Genomic DNA, 17,574 nt, shown 5'->3' with positions numbered 1-17,574 from the left:
GTTGCCTTATTGGCCCAATGCAACGGTCCGACGGTCCATTGGCCCATCGCCCGCTTGCCTCGTCAGCCCTTTTTCAGCCCGGCTCGCCTAGTCGCCGCGCAAGCGCCTTCAGGCGCGGCGCGACGTTCTCGCGAAACACCTCCTCCCCCATCGACGAAGCCGGCCCGCTGCAACTGAGCACGAGCCAGCGCCCCTCGCGCGGCTCGCGAAACGGCACCGCGACCGCGTTGACGTCGTCGTGCCACGCGCGAAACGAATAGCAGCAGCGCTCGGCCGCGAACGCGGCGATTTCCTTTTCGGCCTCGGCAACCCGCAGCGCACCGGCCTTGCCCGCCGCCTTCCTCAGTTCGGCGATCAGCGCCCTGCGTGCGTCGGGCGGCTGCACGGCGAGATAGGCGCGGCCCATCGAGCTCGTCAGCATCGACAGCTTCGAGCCCGAGGCAAGCCCGAGCGTCAGCGCGGTCTCGCTGCGGATCGTCTCGAGATAGATCATGTCGAGCCCGTCGCGGCAACCGAGCGACACCGCCGCGCCGACCTCGCGCGCGAACGCGCGCATATGTGGACGCGCGAGTTCGAGCGTATCGGTGCTCGCCAGCAGCGCAAAACCAAGTGACAGCACGCCCGCGTCGAGCGCATATTTGCCGTGCGTTTCGTCGAGCCGCAAATAGCCGAGCACGGTCAGCGTGTACGCGAGGCGATTGACGGTCGCCTTCGGCAACCCCGTGCGTTCGACGAAATCGCGGTTGCCGAGCATCGTCTCGCCAGGCCGGAACGCGCGCAGCAGGTCGAGCCCGCGCGCCAGCGCCACGACGAATTTGCGCTCGTCGAGCGGTGCGGAGAAAGTGGAAGGCAGCGTCATAGGGTGATACACTCGGGCGTCGTTTGCAAAACATTGTTTCGCGAGACGGAACTTGAGTCAAGCTCGTTCCGGGCGAAAAATCAGGAGATACGTCATGGCCGTCGCCGCGCAGTTTCACTGGGAAGACCCGTTGCTGCTGGATCAGCAGCTCACCGAAGACGAACGCATGGTGCGCGATGCCGCCGCGGCGTACTCGCAGGACAAGCTGCTGCCGCGCGTGCTCGAAGCGTTCCGCCACGAGAAGACCGATGTCGAGATCTTTCGCGAAATGGGCGAACTCGGTCTGCTCGGCCCGACGATCCCCGAGCAATACGGCGGCCCCGGCCTGAACTACGTCGCGTACGGCCTGATCGCGCGCGAAGTGGAGCGCGTCGATTCCGGCTACCGCTCGATGATGTCGGTGCAATCGTCGCTCGTAATGGTGCCGATCTACGAATTCGGCTCGGACGCGCAGAAGGAAAAATATCTGCCGAAGCTCGCGCGCGGCGAGTGGATCGGCTGCTTCGGGCTGACCGAGCCGAATCACGGCTCCGATCCGGGCAGCATGGTCACGCGCGCGAAGAAGGCCGACGGCGGCTATTCGCTGTCGGGCTCGAAGATGTGGATCACCAATTCGCCGATCGCCGACGTGTTCGTCGTATGGGCGAAGCTCGAGGAAAACGGCAAGGACAGCATCCGCGGCTTCATTCTCGAGAAGGGCTGGAAAGGTCTGTCGGCACCGGCGATCCACGGCAAGGTAGGCTTGCGCGCCTCGATCACCGGCGAAATCGTGCTCGACGAAGTGTTCGTGCCGGAAGAGAACATCATGCCCGGTGTGAGCGGCCTGCGCGGCCCGTTCACGTGCCTGAATTCGGCGCGCTACGGCATCGCCTGGGGAGCGCTCGGCGCGGCTGAAGCGTGCTGGCACACCGCGCGTCAATACGTGCTCGATCGCAAGCAGTTCGGCCGGCCGCTCGCCGCGAACCAGCTGATCCAGAAAAAGCTCGCCGACATGCAGACCGAAATCACGCTCGGCCTGCAAGGCGTGCTGCGCCTTGGCCGCATGAAGGACGAAGGCACGGCGGCCGTCGAAATCACCTCGATCATGAAGCGCAATTCGTGCGGCAAGGCGCTCGACATCGCCCGCCTCGCGCGCGACATGCTTGGCGGCAATGGCATCTCGGACGAGTTCGGCATCGCGCGCCACCTCGTGAACCTCGAAGTCGTGAACACCTATGAAGGCACGCACGATGTGCACGCGCTGATTCTCGGCCGCGCGCAAACGGGTATTCAGGCGTTTTTCTGATTTTCGCTGCCCGGTCGATGTACCGGGCGTGTCCCGGGTGTGTTGTGTTGACTCGCGCGGTGGGTGGCGATCCACGATCCATCGCCCAAAACAGAAAGCCGGTTCTTACGAACCGGCTTTCTGTTTTTGTGCGGCCTCAAGCGCGTGCTACTCAAGACATAGCGAAGCGCGCGTCGAGCCCGCCTCACTATGCTTCAGCCCACCGCTTACCGGTCCGGCTGCGGCGTCATGCGCAGATACGGACGCAACGCCTTGTAGCCCTTCGGGAATTTCTGCTTGATGACTTCCTCGTCCTTCAGCGACGGGACGATCACGACGTCATCGCCCTGCTTCCAGTTGCCCGGCGTCGCCACCGAGTGACTGTCGGTCAGTTGCAGCGAGTCGATCACGCGCAGCACTTCGTCGAAATTGCGGCCGGTGCTCGCCGGGTACGTGATGATGAGACGCACCTTCTTTTTCGGATCGATCACGAAGAGCGAGCGGACCGTGAGCGTTTCGTTCGCGTTCGGGTGGATCATGTCGTACAGCTCGGCAACCTTGCGATCGCCGTCCGCGAGAATCGGAAAGCCGACGCTCGCCGCCTGCGTCTCGTTGATGTCCTTGATCCACTCCTTGTGCGACTCCGCGCTGTCGACCGACAACGCGATCGTCTTCACATCGCGCTTTTCGAACTCGCTCGCGAGCTTCGCGGTCAGGCCCAGTTCGGTCGTGCAGACCGGCGTGAAATCGGCCGGGTGCGAAAACAGCACGCCCCAGCTATTGCCGAGCCATTCATGAAACCGGATCCGGCCGACACTCGACTCCTGCTCGAAATCGGGCGCGATGTCGCCAAGACGTAGACTCATAGTGCATCTCCTCATAGGTTTTCGGAAAGTATCCGGACGTGTTGCACGCAAGCCGTTGCCCGCGGCGCCCCGCAACGTTAAAGCATACGGCAGCGACGGTATATGACGAACCAACATCGCGTCACTACTTTATGCATTTTTGTAATTTTCTCCTATTTCAGGGAAACTTTGCGGGACAGATCAACTCCATCTGATGCCGATCTGGAGCAGACTGCCCTCAAACGAGTGTCATTGTGCTTTGCGGTATCGGGAACGGTTCATGCGTCGGCCTGGAACAACCGGGCACTGCGCTCGCCAGCGGCCGTTTCTTTGGTTACGATTCACGCGTGGCGTGAGACAAAGGGGAGCTGTCAATGTCGGAAGTCAACAAGGAGAGATTGATGTCGGATATCAAAACCGTCCTCGCGGACGCTGAGGACCTGCTGAAGCAGGCTGCGAGCGCCACTGGCGAGCGCGCTTCGGAACTGCGCGAAACCGCGCTGTCGCGCCTGAAGCAGGCCAAGGAAAAGGCGGCCGACGTACAGGTCGTCGTGGTCGAAAAAGGCAAGAAAGCCGCGCGCGCCACCGACGACTACGTGCACGAGCATCCGTGGGCGTCCATCGGCATCGCAGCCGGTGTCGGCGTGCTGGTCGGCTTGCTGATCAATCGCAAGTAAGCCCGGTGCGGCCGCCGGAGCAGGCACGTCCGGCGCACCGGCAAACCGGGCGGACCGGCGCAAGCCTCGCCGGTCCGCTTGTTCTGGCGCGCGTGCGCGCCAGCGAGGCCCTCACCAGCAACGCCCACAGCCATGACGACCGAAACCCAATCGCAGCGCGCAGAGCATAGTCCGTTGCGCCGCATTCTCAGTTCCGTGTTTACCATTCTGCAGACGCGGCTCGAACTGGTGGGCATCGAACTCGCCGAGGAAAAAGACCGTCTGCTAGGCGTGCTGTTTCTCGGCCTTGCCGCGATGATGCTCGCCACGATGGCACTGATCGCCCTGACCGCGCTGATCGCCATCGCCTTCTGGGACACCTACCGCCTGCAGGCGCTCGGCGGCATCACCGCGGTTTACGCGATTGCCGGCCTCGTATGCGCGCTGAAAGCACGCAGCGGTTTGCGCAACGCGCCCATGGTGTTCGAAGCCACCCTCGCAGAGTTCGAAAAAGACCGCGACGCGTTTCGCAAGCCGTGACGTCGTTCGCCTGACGCCGATCGCCCTCTCCCTCACTGCCGCCGTCACGCCCCGACACGCCATGAACCAGCCCCGTCCCGATACCGCATTCCGTCACCCGCGCCATCCGTCGAAGGACTTGAGCGCGCCGCATCTGCGCGCGCTGCGCAAGGAACTGCTGCTCGTGCGCGCAGACGTGGAGCGCGTCGAACTCGCGCAGGCCACCATCGAATTGCGCCAGGCGGTCACGCACTTCAGTTGGCTCAAGTTCATCGTTCCGGGCTTCGGCGGCGCGCGCATGGGCCGTGGATCGAAGGGGAGCGTGCTCAACGCGGGCACCCTCGGCGCGCTTCTGAAGCAGTACCCGTTCGTCAGCTCGATCATCTCGATGCTGCTCGCCAAGCCGCTGCGCGCGACCGTCATGGCAAGCGCCAAACCCGCGCTCAAATGGGGCGGCGTGGCGCTCGCCGCGTGGGAAGCGTTTCGCATCTGGCAGCAGATGAAGAACGATTCGTCGGCGAAGGCGGCGGCCCAGACGGCTACGGCAGCGACGGGAGAGTCTGCTGCGGAGAAGGCCGATTCGGCCGAAAGCGGGTATTGATACGGTGTAATGCGGATGCGTTGCAATGCGAATACGTTGTAGTGCGTTGCGATGCGTTGAACGCGAGTTTTTCCGCGTGTGTTTGCGCTAGTTCGCGTTCGTGCGGCTGCATGGCGAGTATCGAGCAAAGCGCGCTTTGCGTCGCACCGCATATCCGCCTCACGCCAGGCTACGACGTATTCCAGCACTCGCTATTGGCCGGCGTCGAACCGCCCGCCTCGTTTCTGTTGCCGCGCTGCCCCATCGCATCGAGCGTGAACGTGCCGCAGGGATCGTCACGCATCGGCCCGGCATCCACCGGTGCCGCTTCGATCGCATAGCCGCCGTTCGTGTCGTCCCCAGGCAATACGTGCAGGCGATAGATCGCCGTGCCGGATTGCGGCGCCTGATCGAATCCCGCGGGCAATGTCGGCACGCTGTCGCTCGCCGCGCCCTCGACGAATTGCGCCGCGCGATACAACGCGGACGCCGCATCGACCCGATGCGTTCGCGCAATATGGCTGCGGTACGAAGGAATCGCAAACACGGCGAGCGTCGCGGTTATCGCCAGCGCGATCATCAGTTCGAGCAGCGTGAATGCCGATGCAGTCGATTTCGTCATGCACCTCCCATCAGAATGGCCTCGCGGCAACACGCCGCCAATGACGCTCGATAGCGCCGTCCTCGACCACCAGTTCCAGTTGCAGCCAGACCTGCGATTCACTCGTGTGGCCGAAGCCACGCGCGCTCAGCAGATACGCGGTGGCATTCGCCCGGCTGGCAAGACGCCAGGCCTCGACGAGACACTGCGGCGCCTGCGCCTCCGGCCATTGCGCGACAGGCGTCACAGCGCCGGCTTCGAACGCGGTTGCAAGCTTCCATTGGACCGGCTCGCCCGCCGCGAGCGGCGGCGGTATGTTCGCATCGACACCCATTGCAAGGACGTTGCGCTCACACAAAGTCAACGCCGAATCCGCCGCATGAAAAGCCTGCAAATAATCGCGTACATTGGTCGCCGCACGCGCCGACGCGAGCGATGTTTCGAACCAGATTGCGGACGTGGCCAGCATCATCGCGGCAATCAGCAGCACGATCGGCAAGACGACGCCGCGTTGGCGAACGCACGATGCATGGGCGAGCCAACCGGACGGACCATTGAATTTGCCTGGGTATCCCAACTTCATGCACTGCATGCGGCACTGGCGGTGCCAGCCAGGGCCATCACTCGACCACGTCGATTTCTCGTGGACCATCACGATGCAGCCCCCGCCTCCACGCGATTGCGTAGCGCAACGCGACGCGAAAACGCCTGTCGCGGCCGCAAATCGGCGCCGAGCGTGCTCACGCCGTCGCAATCGACATAGCGCGCACGCTGCCCTTGCGGCGCACCACGCACGAGCACGCAAAGATCCACCGCGACGACGTTGCCCCATTGATCCGCCGGCACCGCCGACGCATTGATCGCATCCAGCGCGCCGGCCAGCCAGTAGCGCAACCGCACGCGCTCGACGCCTTCCACCAGCGGCTGCGCGGTGCCCGCATTGCCATTGCCCTCGCAGTAAAGCTCCGGCTCGCCGGTCGAGCCACTGACGTTGGCAAAGTAGCGATTGACGACCGGCACACCCTGAGTGCCGAGCGCCGCATCGCTGCTCTTTACCGCTTGCCCCACGCAATCGGTTATCTCTCCGCTCGAAGACGGCCACGTGGACACGGCATCGCCAACGTAACGGATCGCAACGCCGTCCGAACCCGTGCTCAATGTCGTGCAGCCGGGACTGTTGTCGGCACCCGTCGGACGACCTCCCGAGCAGCCGAACAATGCAGGCGGCGCCGCGTAGCCGACGACGTCCGCGGGAACGAAACCGGCTATCTGCAATTGCTGGCCAATCAGCATCAGCGTGGTCAAACCGGCTTCGCGAATCCGCATCGCATTGCTCGCGCGCTCGAACGCATTGCGCTGCGTCGTGTAGAGCGAAACGGCGCCCGCAGTCACGATCAATCCGAGTGCCATCGCAATCACGAACTCGATAAGCGTGTGACCACGAGCTACAAGTCGCCGCCTCATTTCACGAACGCCAATGCAACGCAGGAAGTGCCTGCGGGAACCGCCACGCCACCGCAAGACTCCGGTTTGTCGATCACGTCGACGTCACCCGCGCCGGGCATGTCGTGCACGGCGCCCCAGGTCACGCGCGCCGCCGCAACTGCACCATTCTCTGCCAGCGACGCTTCGCCATGCGGCAAGACAACGCCTGCACGGGCGCTCCATTGGTTTAGCGCGGCATCGCTTGCCGGGGGCACCGCCAACGCTTCGACGACCGAATCGGCGATCCATGCAGCGTTTTCTCGCATCGTCATCGCGCGGGCTTCGCGCGCGATCCACAGCTGACCCGCGATCAAACCCAATGCGCTCACCGCGATCAATGCGACCGCCAGCATCACTTCGATTAGCGAACTACCTGCGCAAGCCGGCACAAATCGACGCAAACGGGTATTCGGCGCGCTTCGCATCATGACGTCGCTCCACACGCGCCTTCGGAAATCCGCGCGCGACCGCCCGACGCAATGCGGATGCAGCGTCGCCACATAGTCCCCTGCATCGCTTTGGATGGACTTCGCGGCGCAATATCGAAGTTTCGGAATGCGCCGATCAGTTGGCCGGCGGGTGGCGTGAACGTCAGGTCCGTTTGCACGCCCGTGATGCTCACTGCCGCAAGCGACGGTTGCGCTCGCAGCAGCGAGAGCTTGCCGCCACGCTCGGCGAGCACGGCCCAGCCGCAGGCCCAGTCGGCAATCGCGTCGCCGCATGGTTGCCCGGCGGCAAGGCAGGCGCGCGCCGCATTGGTCCTGCAGACGGTCACGCGCGTACCGCGGCGCAACGCCTCGCTGCGTGCATAGGCGAAGGTCGACAGCAAAGCCCGGGCGCGGGCGTCGACCTGATCGCGCACATGCCACGCAACGAACGCTGGCGTCGCCATCACCGCGATGACGGCCAGCAGCGCTATCACGGCCAGCGTTTCGACGAGTGTGAAACCGGCGCGCGACGGCCGGCAAATCGCATTGCATTTCATCTGCATCCCTGAGCGTTTCGAACGGATGCAGCCAATCTAGCGATTTGCCGAGCGCCCAGCAATCGGCCGAATGGCCAGGTGGTATTCGGACGCTATGGCAGACAACAATACCCGCGACGAACCATCATCGAGCGAGGTAGCGATGCGTGAAAAGACGCGCGAAAAGCGCGAAACAATGAATGCGAATACCCGCGTGAATGCCCGCGAACAACGCGCGGCACGCCTGCGCTCAGCGCTTGCGGGAAGGCTTGGGAGGAGAGGAGGCGCGGCGGAATTCCTCGATCACGTCCTCGAATTCGGAGACGTCTTCGAAGCGCCGGTACACCGAAGCAAAACGGACATAGGCGATCGTGTCGAGCGCACGCAACTCGTTCATCACGAGTTCGCCGAGACGCTCGCTGCGCACCTCGCGCTCGCCGCTGCCGAGCAGTTGATACTCGATGCGGGCGACCGCCGCGTCGATCGCGTCCGCCGCAACCGGGCGCTTGCGCAGCGCCAGTTGCATGCTCGCGACGATCTTGCGGCGATCGAACTCCGTGCGGCTGCCATCCTTCTTGACGACCGACGGCAACGCCAGCTCGACTCGCTCATACGTCGTAAAACGCTTGTCGCAGGCCGGGCAGCGGCGGCGCCGGCGAATCGTCGCGCCGTCTTCGGATACGCGCGAGTCGACGACCTGCGTATCGGCGTGGCGGCAGAAGGGGCAATGCATGGCGGCTTAGCGGTAGACCGGGAAACGCTGGGTCAACTCGGCGACCTGCCCACGCACGCGTTCGATCGTCGCGGCGTCTTCCGGGTTGTCCAGCACGTCGGCGATCAGGTTGCCGACCTGCTCGGCTTCCTTCACGCCGAAGCCGCGCGTGGTCATCGCCGGCGAACCGAGGCGCACGCCCGAGGTCACGAACGGCTTTTCCGGATCGTTCGGGATCGCGTTCTTGTTGACCGTGATATGCGCGGCACCGAGCGCCGCTTCCGCCGCCTTGCCGGTGATCTTCTTCGCGCGCAGGTCAACCAGCATCACGTGGCTTTCCGTGCGGCCCGAGACGATACGCAGACCGCGCCTGACCAGCGTTTCGGCGAGCACACGCGCGTTCTCGACGACCTGCTGCTGATACGCCTTGAACTCCGGCGACAGCGCTTCCTTGAACGCGACGGCCTTGGCGGCGATCACGTGCATGAGCGGACCGCCCTGGATGCCCGGGAAGATGGCCGAGTTGATCTGCTTCTCGAACTCGGCCTTCATCAGGATCACGCCGCCGCGCGGGCCGCGCAGGCTCTTGTGCGTGGTGGTCGTGACGAAGTCGGCGTGCGGCACCGGGTTCGGGTAGACGCCCGCAGCGATCAGCCCGGCGTAGTGCGCCATGTCGACCATCAGGTACGCGCCGACCGACTTCGCTATCTTCGCGAGGCGCTCGAAATCGATGCGCAGCGCGAACGCGGACGCGCCCGCCACGATGAGCTTCGGCTTGTGTTCCTGCGCGAGCTTTTCGGCCGCGTCGTAGTCGATGTCTTCGGCTTCGTTCAGGCCGTAGCTGACCACGTTGAACCACTTGCCCGACATGTTGACGGGCGAACCGTGCGTGAGGTGGCCACCATGCGCGAGGCTCATGCCCATGATCGTGTCGCCCGGCTTGAGCATGGCGAAGAACACGCCCTGATTGGCCTGCGAACCGGAGTTCGGCTGCACGTTGGCGGCTTCCGCGCCGAACAGCTGCTTCACGCGGTCGATCGCCAGCTGCTCCACCACGTCCACATATTCGCAGCCGCCGTAGTAGCGCTTGCCCGGATACCCTTCGGCGTACTTGTTCGTGAGTTGCGAGCCCTGTGCGGCCATGACCGCGGGCGAGGTGTAGTTTTCCGACGCGATCAGTTCGATGTGCTCTTCCTGACGGCGGTTTTCCTGCTCGATGACCTTCCAGAGTTCAGGATCGACGTTGGCGATGGTGCTTTGGGCTCTGTCAAACATACGGATTCCGTTGAGTGTGTTCAGGTTGACCGGATCGTGCGCCGAATCTTGCGTAGAGGGTACGCAGCGCTGCTGGCGGCCATGCCAGCCCAGACGTGGCGAGGGGGGAGTCGCCGCACACGCGAGGCAGGCCAACCACCGTCAGCGCAAATCGATGCGCGCGGATCACGGCTGCCCAGGCGAACGGCAAAACGGCACCCTGCGCTTCACGGTGGGTTGTTCCACCTTGAACCCGATTGGTTGAATCGGCTGAGTCGGCTGACTCGGTTCTATCGCCAGTCACGCAGGGTCGAGCGCGTTAGTGTATTGGAAGAGGCCCGAATAGGCAACCGGCTTTCCGGCGCTCCAGCGCCCGCTGGCGGGGCTTTCGGGCGCCCAGCGCCGCGTCTCGCGCACAGGTCTGACGAAAGCCGGGCAGCCGCGCCGAATATCCGCCAAACGCCGCTGCCACGGCTGCCGATGCGGCTCGTTCATCCTTGCCGCAGCGCCGCATTGCAAGTAGGCTTGGGGCCTTTGTCTCTTATCGACCAGGGAATTGCAATGATCGTGTTCGTTACCGGTGCGTCGGCAGGCTTCGGCGCCGCCATCGCTCGTGCCTTCGTCAAGGGCGGCCATCGCGTCGTCGCTACCGCTCGCCGCAAAGACCGTCTGCAGGCACTCGCCGACGAACTCGGCGACGCGCTGCTGCCATATGAACTCGACGTGCGCGACCGCGCCGCCGTCGAAGCCGTGCCCGCCTCGCTGCCGGCCGAATTCGCCGCGCTCGACGTGCTCGTCAACAACGCCGGCCTCGCGCTCGGCACCGAGCCCGCGCACAAGGCCAGCCTCGACGAATGGAACACCATGATCGAGACCAACTGCACGGGCCTCGTGCAGGTTACGCATGCGCTCCTGCCCGGCATGGTCGAGCGCAATCGCGGTCATATCTTCAATCTGGGCTCGATCGCGGGCAGCTGGCCGTACGCGGGCGGCAACGTGTACGGCGCGACCAAGGCGTTCGTGCGCCAGTTCAGCCTGAACCTGCGCGCCGATCTCGCCGGCACCGCGCTGCGCGTGACCGACATCGAACCGGGCCTGTGCGGCGGCACCGAATTCTCTAACGTGCGCTATCGCGGCGACGACGACAAGGCCGCCAAGGTCTACGAAAACGTCCAGCCGCTGACCGCCGAGGACATCGCCGATTCGATCTACTGGATCGCCACGCGCCCCGCCCACGTCAACATCAATACGATCGAGCTGATGCCGGTCGCGCAGTCGTTCGGCGGACTGACCGTGCATCGCGGCTGACCGCACCACGAGGGTCGTCGGCCCGGCGAGCGGTGGGCAAACCGCGCCCAGTGGTCCCGTCGGGTTCCTGGGTGGCCCCTCGGCTACCCTTTGGCTCGCCCTGCCGGACGGCCCTCGAATGGGCGCTCGGGCGTGCGCCAAACCCGGCCGCACGCGCGGCCGGAGCACGCCGGACAAAACGCACATTTTGAAACAGACCCGCAGTATGCGTTCCGGTAAAATGCGCCGCATGAATATGTCGACCAGCCAGCCTGGCATGGAAAGCGGCTACACATGGCCCATCCGCGTGTACTACGAAGATACCGATGCGGGCGGCATCGTGTTTTACGCCAATTACCTGAAATTTTTCGAACGGGCGCGCACCGAATGGCTGCGCGCGTGCGGCGTCGACCAGCATCGGCTTGCGGAAGAAACGGGGGCGATTTTCATCGTGCGCAGCACCGCAGTCGACTACCGGGCTCCGGCCCGGCTCGACGACATCGTGAAAATTGTCAGCCGGATCGAGCGTCTTGGCAGAGCTTCGGTGGATTTCGCGCAGGAAGCATGGCGCGAAGGCACGCTGCTAGTCGCCGGTTCGATCCGGATCGGCTGCGTGGACCGCGACGCGCTGCGGCCGGCGGCGATCCCCGCCCCGGTTCTCGCCGCGCTGCGGCGCGGGCCAGATATGCATTGAGCAGCGCCGGCGTGTCAACGGACGATGACCGAGCCTCGTTGATACGGGGCCAGTGAACTCATACCGATCAGGCAACACAAAGCATGGTTCGGCTTCGATATCGCCGAAGCTTCCGTTCTGTTCACGGCAAGCTTGAGGCGGCCTTGCAGCCGGACGCCCCCTTCCCGGGACGTTAAAACGAACCTTTATGAACACTACACAAGATCTGTCGATCGTTTCACTCGTACTCAACGCGAGCCTGCTGGCCCAGGCGGTCATGGCTCTGCTGCTGTTGCTCTCGCTGCTGTCATGGACTTTCATCTTCCGCAAGTGGTTTGCGATTCGCCGGGCGCGCGCGCAAACTGAACGCTTCGAGCGTGATTTCTGGTCAGGCGGCGACCTGCAGGCGCTGTATCAGAGCGCCGCGAACAACCGTCACACGATCGGTGCGCTCGAGCGGATTTTCGAGTCCGGCATGCGCGAATTCCTGAAGGGCAAGGAAAAACGCCTGAACGATCCGGGCGCGATTCTCGACGGCGCCCGGCGTGCGATGCGCGCGGCGTTCCAGCGCGAAATGGACGTGCTCGAGGCGAACCTCGCGTTCCTCGCCTCGGTCGGTTCGGTCAGCCCGTATATCGGTCTGTTCGGTACGGTGTGGGGGATCATGAATGCGTTCCGCGGCCTCGCCAACGTGCAGCAGGCCACGCTCGCGAACGTCGCGCCGGGCATCGCCGAGGCGCTGACCGCCACCGCGATCGGCCTGTTCGCCGCAATTCCGGCCGTGGTTGCCTACAACCGCTACGCGCACGACATCGACCGTCTGGCGATCCGTTTCGAAACCTTCATCGAAGAGTTCTCGAACATTCTGCAGCGCCAGGCACAGTAAGGAGGCCACGATGGCAGGCTCCCGCTCCTCCAGCATGCGCGGCTCGCGTCAGCGCCGCGCGATGGCCGACATCAACGTCGTGCCGTACATCGACGTGATGCTCGTGCTGCTCGTGATCTTCATGGTCACGGCACCGCTCGTCGCGCCGTCGATCGTCAATCTGCCGACCGTCGGCGGCGCCGCGCCGCAGCAGCAAACCCCGCCCGTGATCGTCAACATCCGCGCGGACGGCAACATGAGCGTCAAGTACAAGGACGACGCCGGCACGCAGCAGCAGGAAGACATGACGAAGGCCGGCCTCAACGGCTTCATCGCCGATCGCGCGCAATCGCACCCGGACCAGCCCGTCGTGATCGCCGCCGACAAAACCGTGAAGTATGAAGCCGTGATGAACGTGATGTCCGAGCTGAAGGCTCAGGGCGTCAAGCGCGTTGGATTGCTCGTCAAATCGCAATGATCCGCAAGAATTCCGAATACCCGCTCCAGCCACCGCGTGAACGCGGCACCGGGCGAGCCTTTGCGTTCGCGCTGGTGATGCATGCGCTGCTCGGGTTCTTCCTGTACCACGGCATCCAGTGGCAGAACAGCACGCCCGAAGGCGCGGAAGCGGAACTGTGGACCGAGGTGCCGGACTCGGCGATTCCGCGTCCCGTTCCGCCGCCGCCCGCGCCGGTCGCCCCTGCCCCGCCCGTGCGCGACGAGCAGGCCGACATCGCCCTGCAGGAAAAGAAACGCCAGCAGCAGGAAGCAGCGCGCGCGGCGCAACTGGCCGAGCAGCAGCGTCAGCAGAAGCTGAAAGAGCAGCAGGAAGCGGACGCGAAACGCCAGCAGGAACTGGCGGCCGAGCAGGCCGCTCAACTCGCCGCCCAGAAGGCCGCGAAGCTCAAGCAGCAACAGCAGCAGCAGCAGGCCGACAGGCTCAAGCAACAGCAGCTCGCCGAGCAGCAAAAGCAGCAGCAACTGAAAGAACAGCAGGAGCAGCAACAGAAGCAGGCTCAGGCGGAGGCGCAGAAGAAGGCTGACGCCGAGAAAGCGGCGAAGGCCAAGGCGCAGGCCGATGCCGCCGCGCAGGCGAAGAAACAGCTCGACTCGGAACGACGCGCGCGACTTGCGCAGATGCAGGGCATGGCGGGCCCCACGGGTTCGTCGGGCAACGGGCTCGGCAAGAGCGGTACTGGCAGCGGCTCGGGAGGCAATGCGGCATCGCCGGGTTATGCGGACAAGGTCCGCCGCGTCGTGCGCCCGAACATTTCGTGGGGCGGCGAAACGGAAGGCCTCGAAACCGTCATCTCCGTGCGCTGTTCGCCGACCGGCACCTTGCTGAGCGCGACGGTCTCGCGCAGTAGCGGCAACGCCGCATGGGACGCCGCCGCGTTGCGGGCCGTGCAGCGCTCGGATCCGATGCCTCTGGACGTCAACGGCAAAACGCCGGAAAGCTTCCTGATAACGTTGCGCCCTGCGGGCTGACTTGCGGGTCGATTCGCAGAAGTTTGACAGCTGGCTAGCAGTCGATTTACGGCTAAGTTGCAGTCAATTGAGGACAAAAGCCGTGCTATGGCGCACGGCCACCTCGGGAACGAATTAGCTGTTTTCCGGTCTGTCTGCTGTCGTGAAGTATTAGTAAAACCGTTTTGAGGAATCCATACAGCATGAGTTTGATGACCAAGCTAGGCCTGCGAACGCTCGTGGCAACGTGCCTGATCACCGTCGGCGGCGCCGCCAATGCACAACTCAACGTCCTCGTGACGGGCGTCGGATCCACCCAGTTTCCGATCGCAACGGCGAATTTCGCCAATGAAGCGAACTCCCCGCAGCAGGTCAGCGCAATCGTGCGCCAGGACCTGCAACGCAGCGGCAAATTCACGAATGTCGACGCAGGCTCGACGCCGGTGTCGGAGACCGATTCGGTCGATCTCGGCGCCTGGAAGGCCAAGGACGCCAACGCGTTCGTCGCGGGCAGCGTGAACCGCCTGCCGAACGGCCAGTACGAAGTGCGCTTCAAGCTGTACGACACGGTCAAGGGCGAAAGCCTCGGCGGCCTCGTGCTCGTAAGCCCGGCAAGCGGTCTGCGCATGAGCGCGCACAAGGTCGCCGACTACATCTACGCGAAGCTGATGGGCAATCGCGGCGTGTTCGCGACGCGCCTGTCGTACGTCATCAAGTCGGGCAACCGCTACCAGTTGCAGATTTCCGATTCGGACGGCCAGGACGCGCATATCGCGCTGTCGAGCCCCGAGCCGATCATCTCGCCGGCCTGGTCGCCGGACGGCACCAAGGTCGCCTACGTGTCGTTCGAAAAGAAAAAGCCGATCGTCTACATCCACGACCTGCCCACGGGCCGGCGTATCGTCGTATCGGACCAGAAGGGCAACAACAGCGCGCCGGCCTGGTCGCCGGACGGGCGCACGCTCGCCGTCGCGCTGTCGCGCACCGGCAATACGCAGATTTTCGCGGTCAATGCCGATGGCAGTGGCCTGCGGCGTCTCACGCAAGGCAGCTCGATCGACACCGAGCCGACCTACTCTCCTGACGGCCAGTGGATCTATTTCACGAGCGACCGCGGCGGCTCGCCGCAGATCTACAAAATGCCGGCACAAGGCGAAAGCGCGGGTTCCGCGCAACGCGTCACGTTTACGGGCAGCTACAACACCAGCCCGCGAGTGAGTCCTGACGGCAAGCAGCTTGCCTACATCTCGCGCGTCGGCGGTGCATTCAAGCTGTATCTCCAGGACCTGCAAGGCGGAACCGCCACGGGCCTGACGGACACGACACATGACGAATCGCCGAGCTTCGCGGCGAACGGTCAGTACATTCTTTACGCCACTCAGGTGAACGGCCGTGGCGTGTTGGCCGCAGTATCGACCGACGGTCGTACCCGGCAGGTCCTGTCCGTTCAGGGTGGTAGCGTACGCGAACCGTCCTGGGGCCCGTTTATGCAATAACGTTGATGCAATAACACAAGGAGAGTAATCAAATGATGTCCAAACTTCGTTTCGCATTCGCCGTCGTCATGGTCGGCGCGCTGGCCGCGTGTCACTCGGGCGTCAAGCTCGACGAAAACGCCAACAAGGGTGCGGGCTCGGCTCAGCCGAACCCGAACGACGTTGCAACCGTCAACGTCGATCCGCTCAACGATCCGAACAGCCCGCTCGCCAAGCGCAGCATCTACTTCGACTTCGACAGCTACTCGGTCAAGGACGACTATCAGACGCTGCTTCAGCAACACGCTCAGTACCTGAAGAGCCATCCGCAACGTCACGTGCTGATCCAGGGCAACACCGACGAGCGCGGCACGAGCGAGTACAACCTGGCACTCGGCCAGAAGCGTGCTGAAGCCGTGCGCCGTTCGCTGTCGCTGATGGGCGTCGCGGATTCGCAAATGGAAGCCGTGAGCCTCGGCAAGGAAAAGCCGATGGCGACGGGTCATGACGAAGCGTCGTGGGCACAGAACCGCCGCGCCGACCTCGTGTATCAACAGTAAGTCAACAGGTAATGAGCCGAATGACGCATCGTTTCTCCTGGCTGCGGCTTGCCGCAGCGGCCTGCGTCGCAGGCACGGCCCTCGCGGCCGTGCCCGCTCATGCGGGCATCTTCGACGACGATCAGGCCCGCCAGGCCATTCTCGATCTGCGCTCGAAGACCGATAGCCTGTCGAGTCAGCTGTCAGCGGCGCAGCGCACGATCCTCGATCAGTCCAACCGTCTCGACCAGTTGAACCAGCAGGTCGCGACGCTGCGCGGGCAGAACGAGGACATGGCGAACCAGCTCGGCATGCTGCAAAAACAGCAGAAGGACTACTACACCGATCTCGACACGCGCCTGAAGAAATTCGAGCCGCAGCAACAGACGGTGGACGGCGTCCAGGGCGAAGTTCAGCCGGGTGAAACCGATGCGTTCAACGCGGCTTCACAGCAATTCCGCAGCGGCGATTTCAAGAATGCGGCCGCGTCGTTCCGCAGCTTCATCTCCAAATATCCGTCGAGCCCCTATCAGCCGACCGCGCAGTACTGGCTCGGCAATGCGCTGTATGCGCTGCGCGACTACAAGGGTTCGACGGCCGTCTGGCAGGGTGTGGTGAAGAATTACCCGCAGCATCCGCGCGCGCCTGAAGCGCTGCTCGCGATTGCGAACAATCAGCTCGAACAAGGTCAGAAGGCCGCGGCCAGGAAGACCCTCGAGCAGATCGTCGCGCAATACGGCGGCTCGGACGTCGCGCAGTCGGCGCAGAGCAAGCTGTCGCAGATCAAGTAGCGGCAGCGGAACTGATTGAGTCGTTGGCAGTACGCGCAGTGTCCGATGTCATAGCCACGCGCGCCTCTCGCTGAAAGGCCCGGATAGCGATATCCGGGCCTTTCATTTTGACGTTCGCGATTTCCCGTTCTTCAGGGAAACGCCGATAACGTGGCGGGTATGTCGGGTTGACAGGTTATAGGCTCGCCGATATAATCCCGTTTCTCTTTTGGGTCGTTAGCTCAGCTGGTAGAGCAGCGGACTTTTAATCCGTTGGTCACAGGTTCGAATCCCGTACGGCCTACCAAGAAAATCAAGGGGTTACGTCATCTGGCGTAGCCCCTTTCCTTTTGTAGTCTGCCCTTGGTCTACACAAGGTCTACCCTCCTTCCCTTTGGGTGCAACAGAGCAATCTGCAATCAAACGGCTAGCTCGCCCATTTACCGCACCCCAGATTTCCGTGGCAGGCCGACGACAATCATGCCGCTCGCTTTCCGTGAGGCTTCCCTCACAGGTTCGACGGCGTCTGCAAGTACCTGATCGAAACGACGAAGCCCGTTATAGCAGACGGATAATCTGGCGCCGCAGCCCCCTCTGTCATGCAGATTTTCCCAAGTGGGTTTTCCGGATCACGAGGATTCGCATGCAAACTCAAGACTTATAGCGTTGGTAAATCTTCGCGTAATCGCGCCTGTCGTAACCGCAATTCAGCCCGGGTATCGACAGGCAGTAGATGTTGGTCCTGATACAGAGTGTCTA

Annotated in this window: 21 protein-coding genes, 1 tRNA gene and 1 riboswitch; of the genes, 13 read left to right on the top strand and 9 right to left on the bottom strand. The window is 63.6% G+C overall.

Annotated elements, in window-relative coordinates:
- Positions 1-73 precede the first annotated feature (73 nt).
- Entirely contained in the window at positions 74-859 is a 786-nt protein-coding gene (locus F3J19_RS00710; RefSeq protein WP_167036163.1) for an IclR family transcriptional regulator, read from the bottom strand.
- A gap of 94 nt (positions 860-953) precedes the next feature.
- On the opposite strand from F3J19_RS00710, the gene F3J19_RS00705 reads away from it, so the two are divergent.
- Positions 954-2,144 (top strand): acyl-CoA dehydrogenase, encoded by a 1,191-nt coding sequence (locus F3J19_RS00705; protein WP_167036160.1) that lies wholly within the window; start codon positions 954-956, stop codon positions 2,142-2,144.
- 206 nt (positions 2,145-2,350) lie between these two features.
- On the opposite strand, the gene F3J19_RS00700 is transcribed toward F3J19_RS00705, so the two are convergent.
- On the bottom strand, positions 2,351-2,989 hold the full coding sequence (locus tag F3J19_RS00700; protein ID WP_167036157.1) for a peroxiredoxin: 639 nt from the start codon (positions 2,987-2,989) through the stop codon (positions 2,351-2,353).
- 353 nt (positions 2,990-3,342) lie between these two features.
- Between F3J19_RS00700 and F3J19_RS00695 the strand changes: the two genes are divergently transcribed.
- From F3J19_RS00695 to F3J19_RS00685, 3 genes are all read left to right on the top strand, one after another.
- Positions 3,343-3,645 (top strand): DUF883 family protein, encoded by a 303-nt coding sequence (locus F3J19_RS00695; RefSeq protein ID WP_007584918.1) that lies wholly within the window; start codon positions 3,343-3,345, stop codon positions 3,643-3,645.
- A 132-nt stretch (positions 3,646-3,777) separates the two neighbouring features.
- Positions 3,778-4,164 carry a phage holin family protein gene (locus tag F3J19_RS00690; RefSeq protein WP_167036154.1) on the top strand — a complete coding sequence of 129 codons (387 nt, stop codon included), beginning with the start codon at positions 3,778-3,780 and terminating at the stop codon, positions 4,162-4,164.
- A gap of 61 nt (positions 4,165-4,225) precedes the next feature.
- Entirely contained in the window at positions 4,226-4,744 is a 519-nt protein-coding gene (locus F3J19_RS00685; protein WP_167036151.1) for a DUF3318 domain-containing protein, read from the top strand.
- A gap of 169 nt (positions 4,745-4,913) precedes the next feature.
- Here the strand turns inward: F3J19_RS00685 and F3J19_RS00680 are convergent, their stop codons facing one another.
- The 7 genes from F3J19_RS00680 to glyA form a co-directional block, all read right to left on the bottom strand.
- Complete coding sequence (locus F3J19_RS00680) at positions 4,914-5,345, bottom strand: type IV pilin protein (RefSeq protein ID WP_167036148.1); 432 nt, start codon at positions 5,343-5,345, stop codon at positions 4,914-4,916.
- Positions 5,346-5,355: 10 nt separating this feature from the next.
- Positions 5,356-5,796 (bottom strand): hypothetical protein, encoded by a 441-nt coding sequence (locus tag F3J19_RS00675; RefSeq protein ID WP_167036912.1) that lies wholly within the window; start codon positions 5,794-5,796, stop codon positions 5,356-5,358.
- 179 nt (positions 5,797-5,975) lie between these two features.
- Complete coding sequence (locus tag F3J19_RS00670) at positions 5,976-6,788, bottom strand: PilW family protein (RefSeq protein ID WP_167036145.1); 813 nt, start codon at positions 6,786-6,788, stop codon at positions 5,976-5,978.
- A complete protein-coding gene (locus F3J19_RS00665) occupies positions 6,785-7,237 on the bottom strand; it encodes a hypothetical protein (protein ID WP_167036142.1) in 453 nt (150 codons plus the stop codon). Before F3J19_RS00665 ends, F3J19_RS00670 begins: the two co-directional genes overlap by 4 nt.
- Positions 7,234-7,800, bottom strand: a complete 567-nt coding sequence (locus F3J19_RS00660) for a GspH/FimT family pseudopilin (RefSeq protein WP_167036139.1) — start codon at positions 7,798-7,800, stop codon at positions 7,234-7,236. Before F3J19_RS00660 ends, F3J19_RS00665 begins: the two co-directional genes overlap by 4 nt.
- 223 nt (positions 7,801-8,023) lie before the next feature.
- On the bottom strand, positions 8,024-8,506 hold the full coding sequence (gene nrdR, locus F3J19_RS00655; RefSeq protein ID WP_027799387.1) for a transcriptional regulator NrdR: 483 nt from the start codon (positions 8,504-8,506) through the stop codon (positions 8,024-8,026).
- A 6-nt stretch (positions 8,507-8,512) separates the two neighbouring features.
- On the bottom strand, positions 8,513-9,760 hold the full coding sequence (gene glyA, locus F3J19_RS00650) for a serine hydroxymethyltransferase (RefSeq protein WP_167036136.1): 1,248 nt from the start codon (positions 9,758-9,760) through the stop codon (positions 8,513-8,515).
- A 166-nt stretch (positions 9,761-9,926) separates the two neighbouring features.
- Positions 9,927-10,053, bottom strand: a riboswitch (ZMP/ZTP riboswitch).
- A gap of 247 nt (positions 10,054-10,300) precedes the next feature.
- Between glyA and ydfG the strand changes: the two genes are divergently transcribed.
- The 9 genes from ydfG (at position 10,301) to F3J19_RS00605 (ending at position 17,122) form a co-directional block, all read left to right on the top strand.
- Positions 10,301-11,047, top strand: a complete 747-nt coding sequence (gene ydfG / locus F3J19_RS00645) for a bifunctional NADP-dependent 3-hydroxy acid dehydrogenase/3-hydroxypropionate dehydrogenase YdfG (RefSeq protein ID WP_167036133.1) — start codon at positions 10,301-10,303, stop codon at positions 11,045-11,047.
- A gap of 220 nt (positions 11,048-11,267) precedes the next feature.
- The gene (gene ybgC / locus F3J19_RS00640; protein WP_167036909.1) at positions 11,268-11,720 is read left to right on the top strand and encodes a tol-pal system-associated acyl-CoA thioesterase; all 453 of its coding nucleotides are present in this window, start codon (positions 11,268-11,270) and stop codon (positions 11,718-11,720) included.
- Positions 11,721-11,907: 187 nt separating this feature from the next.
- Entirely contained in the window at positions 11,908-12,585 is a 678-nt protein-coding gene (tolQ, locus tag F3J19_RS00635; RefSeq protein WP_007179119.1) for a protein TolQ, read from the top strand.
- Between the two features lie 10 nt (positions 12,586-12,595).
- Entirely contained in the window at positions 12,596-13,042 is a 447-nt protein-coding gene (gene tolR, locus F3J19_RS00630; RefSeq protein WP_167036130.1) for a protein TolR, read from the top strand.
- Positions 13,039-14,052, top strand: coding sequence for a cell envelope integrity protein TolA (gene tolA, locus F3J19_RS00625; protein WP_167036127.1), 1,014 nt, complete (start codon positions 13,039-13,041; stop codon positions 14,050-14,052). Before tolR ends, tolA begins: the two co-directional genes overlap by 4 nt.
- A 182-nt stretch (positions 14,053-14,234) precedes the next feature.
- Entirely contained in the window at positions 14,235-15,527 is a 1,293-nt protein-coding gene (tolB, locus tag F3J19_RS00620) for a Tol-Pal system beta propeller repeat protein TolB (RefSeq protein ID WP_167036124.1), read from the top strand.
- A 32-nt stretch (positions 15,528-15,559) separates the two neighbouring features.
- On the top strand, positions 15,560-16,066 hold the full coding sequence (gene pal, locus F3J19_RS00615; protein ID WP_167036121.1) for a peptidoglycan-associated lipoprotein Pal: 507 nt from the start codon (positions 15,560-15,562) through the stop codon (positions 16,064-16,066).
- 20 nt (positions 16,067-16,086) lie between these two features.
- Positions 16,087-16,836: a tol-pal system protein YbgF gene (ybgF, locus tag F3J19_RS00610; RefSeq protein WP_167036118.1), complete on the top strand. Its 750-nt coding sequence runs from the start codon at positions 16,087-16,089 to the stop codon at positions 16,834-16,836.
- A gap of 210 nt (positions 16,837-17,046) precedes the next feature.
- Positions 17,047-17,122: transfer RNA gene (locus F3J19_RS00605), tRNA-Lys, on the top strand.
- Positions 17,123-17,574 lie beyond the last annotated feature (452 nt).

This window comes from Burkholderia sp. Ax-1724, from assembly GCF_011752995.1.
Classification (GTDB): domain Bacteria; phylum Pseudomonadota; class Gammaproteobacteria; order Burkholderiales; family Burkholderiaceae; genus Paraburkholderia.
Note: the sequence above shows the minus strand (reverse complement) of the source record. Positions and strands in the feature narration are given on the sequence as shown.

What these genes read in the sequence shown, in the direction of transcription:
- tolB (WP_167036124.1), top strand. Translation starts at nt 14,235, where the DNA reads ATGAGTTTGATGACCAAGCTAGGCCTGCGAACGCTCGTGGCAACGTGC.
- glyA (WP_167036136.1), bottom strand. Translation starts at nt 9,760, where the DNA reads ATGTTTGACAGAGCCCAAAGCACCATCGCCAACGTCGATCCTGAACTC.
- F3J19_RS00690 (WP_167036154.1), top strand. Translation starts at nt 3,778, where the DNA reads ATGACGACCGAAACCCAATCGCAGCGCGCAGAGCATAGTCCGTTGCGC.
- nrdR (WP_027799387.1), bottom strand. Translation starts at nt 8,506, where the DNA reads ATGCATTGCCCCTTCTGCCGCCACGCCGATACGCAGGTCGTCGACTCG.
- F3J19_RS00680 (WP_167036148.1), bottom strand. Translation starts at nt 5,345, where the DNA reads ATGACGAAATCGACTGCATCGGCATTCACGCTGCTCGAACTGATGATC.
- F3J19_RS00660 (WP_167036139.1), bottom strand. Translation starts at nt 7,800, where the DNA reads ATGCAGATGAAATGCAATGCGATTTGCCGGCCGTCGCGCGCCGGTTTC.
- F3J19_RS00675 (WP_167036912.1), bottom strand. Translation starts at nt 5,796, where the DNA reads ATGATGCTGGCCACGTCCGCAATCTGGTTCGAAACATCGCTCGCGTCG.
- pal (WP_167036121.1), top strand. Translation starts at nt 15,560, where the DNA reads ATGATGTCCAAACTTCGTTTCGCATTCGCCGTCGTCATGGTCGGCGCG.
- F3J19_RS00685 (WP_167036151.1), top strand. Translation starts at nt 4,226, where the DNA reads ATGAACCAGCCCCGTCCCGATACCGCATTCCGTCACCCGCGCCATCCG.
- F3J19_RS00705 (WP_167036160.1), top strand. Translation starts at nt 954, where the DNA reads ATGGCCGTCGCCGCGCAGTTTCACTGGGAAGACCCGTTGCTGCTGGAT.
- F3J19_RS00710 (WP_167036163.1), bottom strand. Translation starts at nt 859, where the DNA reads ATGACGCTGCCTTCCACTTTCTCCGCACCGCTCGACGAGCGCAAATTC.
- ybgF (WP_167036118.1), top strand. Translation starts at nt 16,087, where the DNA reads ATGACGCATCGTTTCTCCTGGCTGCGGCTTGCCGCAGCGGCCTGCGTC.
- ydfG (WP_167036133.1), top strand. Translation starts at nt 10,301, where the DNA reads ATGATCGTGTTCGTTACCGGTGCGTCGGCAGGCTTCGGCGCCGCCATC.
- F3J19_RS00695 (WP_007584918.1), top strand. Translation starts at nt 3,343, where the DNA reads ATGTCGGAAGTCAACAAGGAGAGATTGATGTCGGATATCAAAACCGTC.
- ybgC (WP_167036909.1), top strand. Translation starts at nt 11,268, where the DNA reads ATGCGCCGCATGAATATGTCGACCAGCCAGCCTGGCATGGAAAGCGGC.
- tolR (WP_167036130.1), top strand. Translation starts at nt 12,596, where the DNA reads ATGGCAGGCTCCCGCTCCTCCAGCATGCGCGGCTCGCGTCAGCGCCGC.
- F3J19_RS00700 (WP_167036157.1), bottom strand. Translation starts at nt 2,989, where the DNA reads ATGAGTCTACGTCTTGGCGACATCGCGCCCGATTTCGAGCAGGAGTCG.
- tolA (WP_167036127.1), top strand. Translation starts at nt 13,039, where the DNA reads ATGATCCGCAAGAATTCCGAATACCCGCTCCAGCCACCGCGTGAACGC.
- F3J19_RS00670 (WP_167036145.1), bottom strand. Translation starts at nt 6,788, where the DNA reads ATGAGGCGGCGACTTGTAGCTCGTGGTCACACGCTTATCGAGTTCGTG.
- tolQ (WP_007179119.1), top strand. Translation starts at nt 11,908, where the DNA reads ATGAACACTACACAAGATCTGTCGATCGTTTCACTCGTACTCAACGCG.
- F3J19_RS00665 (WP_167036142.1), bottom strand. Translation starts at nt 7,237, where the DNA reads ATGATGCGAAGCGCGCCGAATACCCGTTTGCGTCGATTTGTGCCGGCT.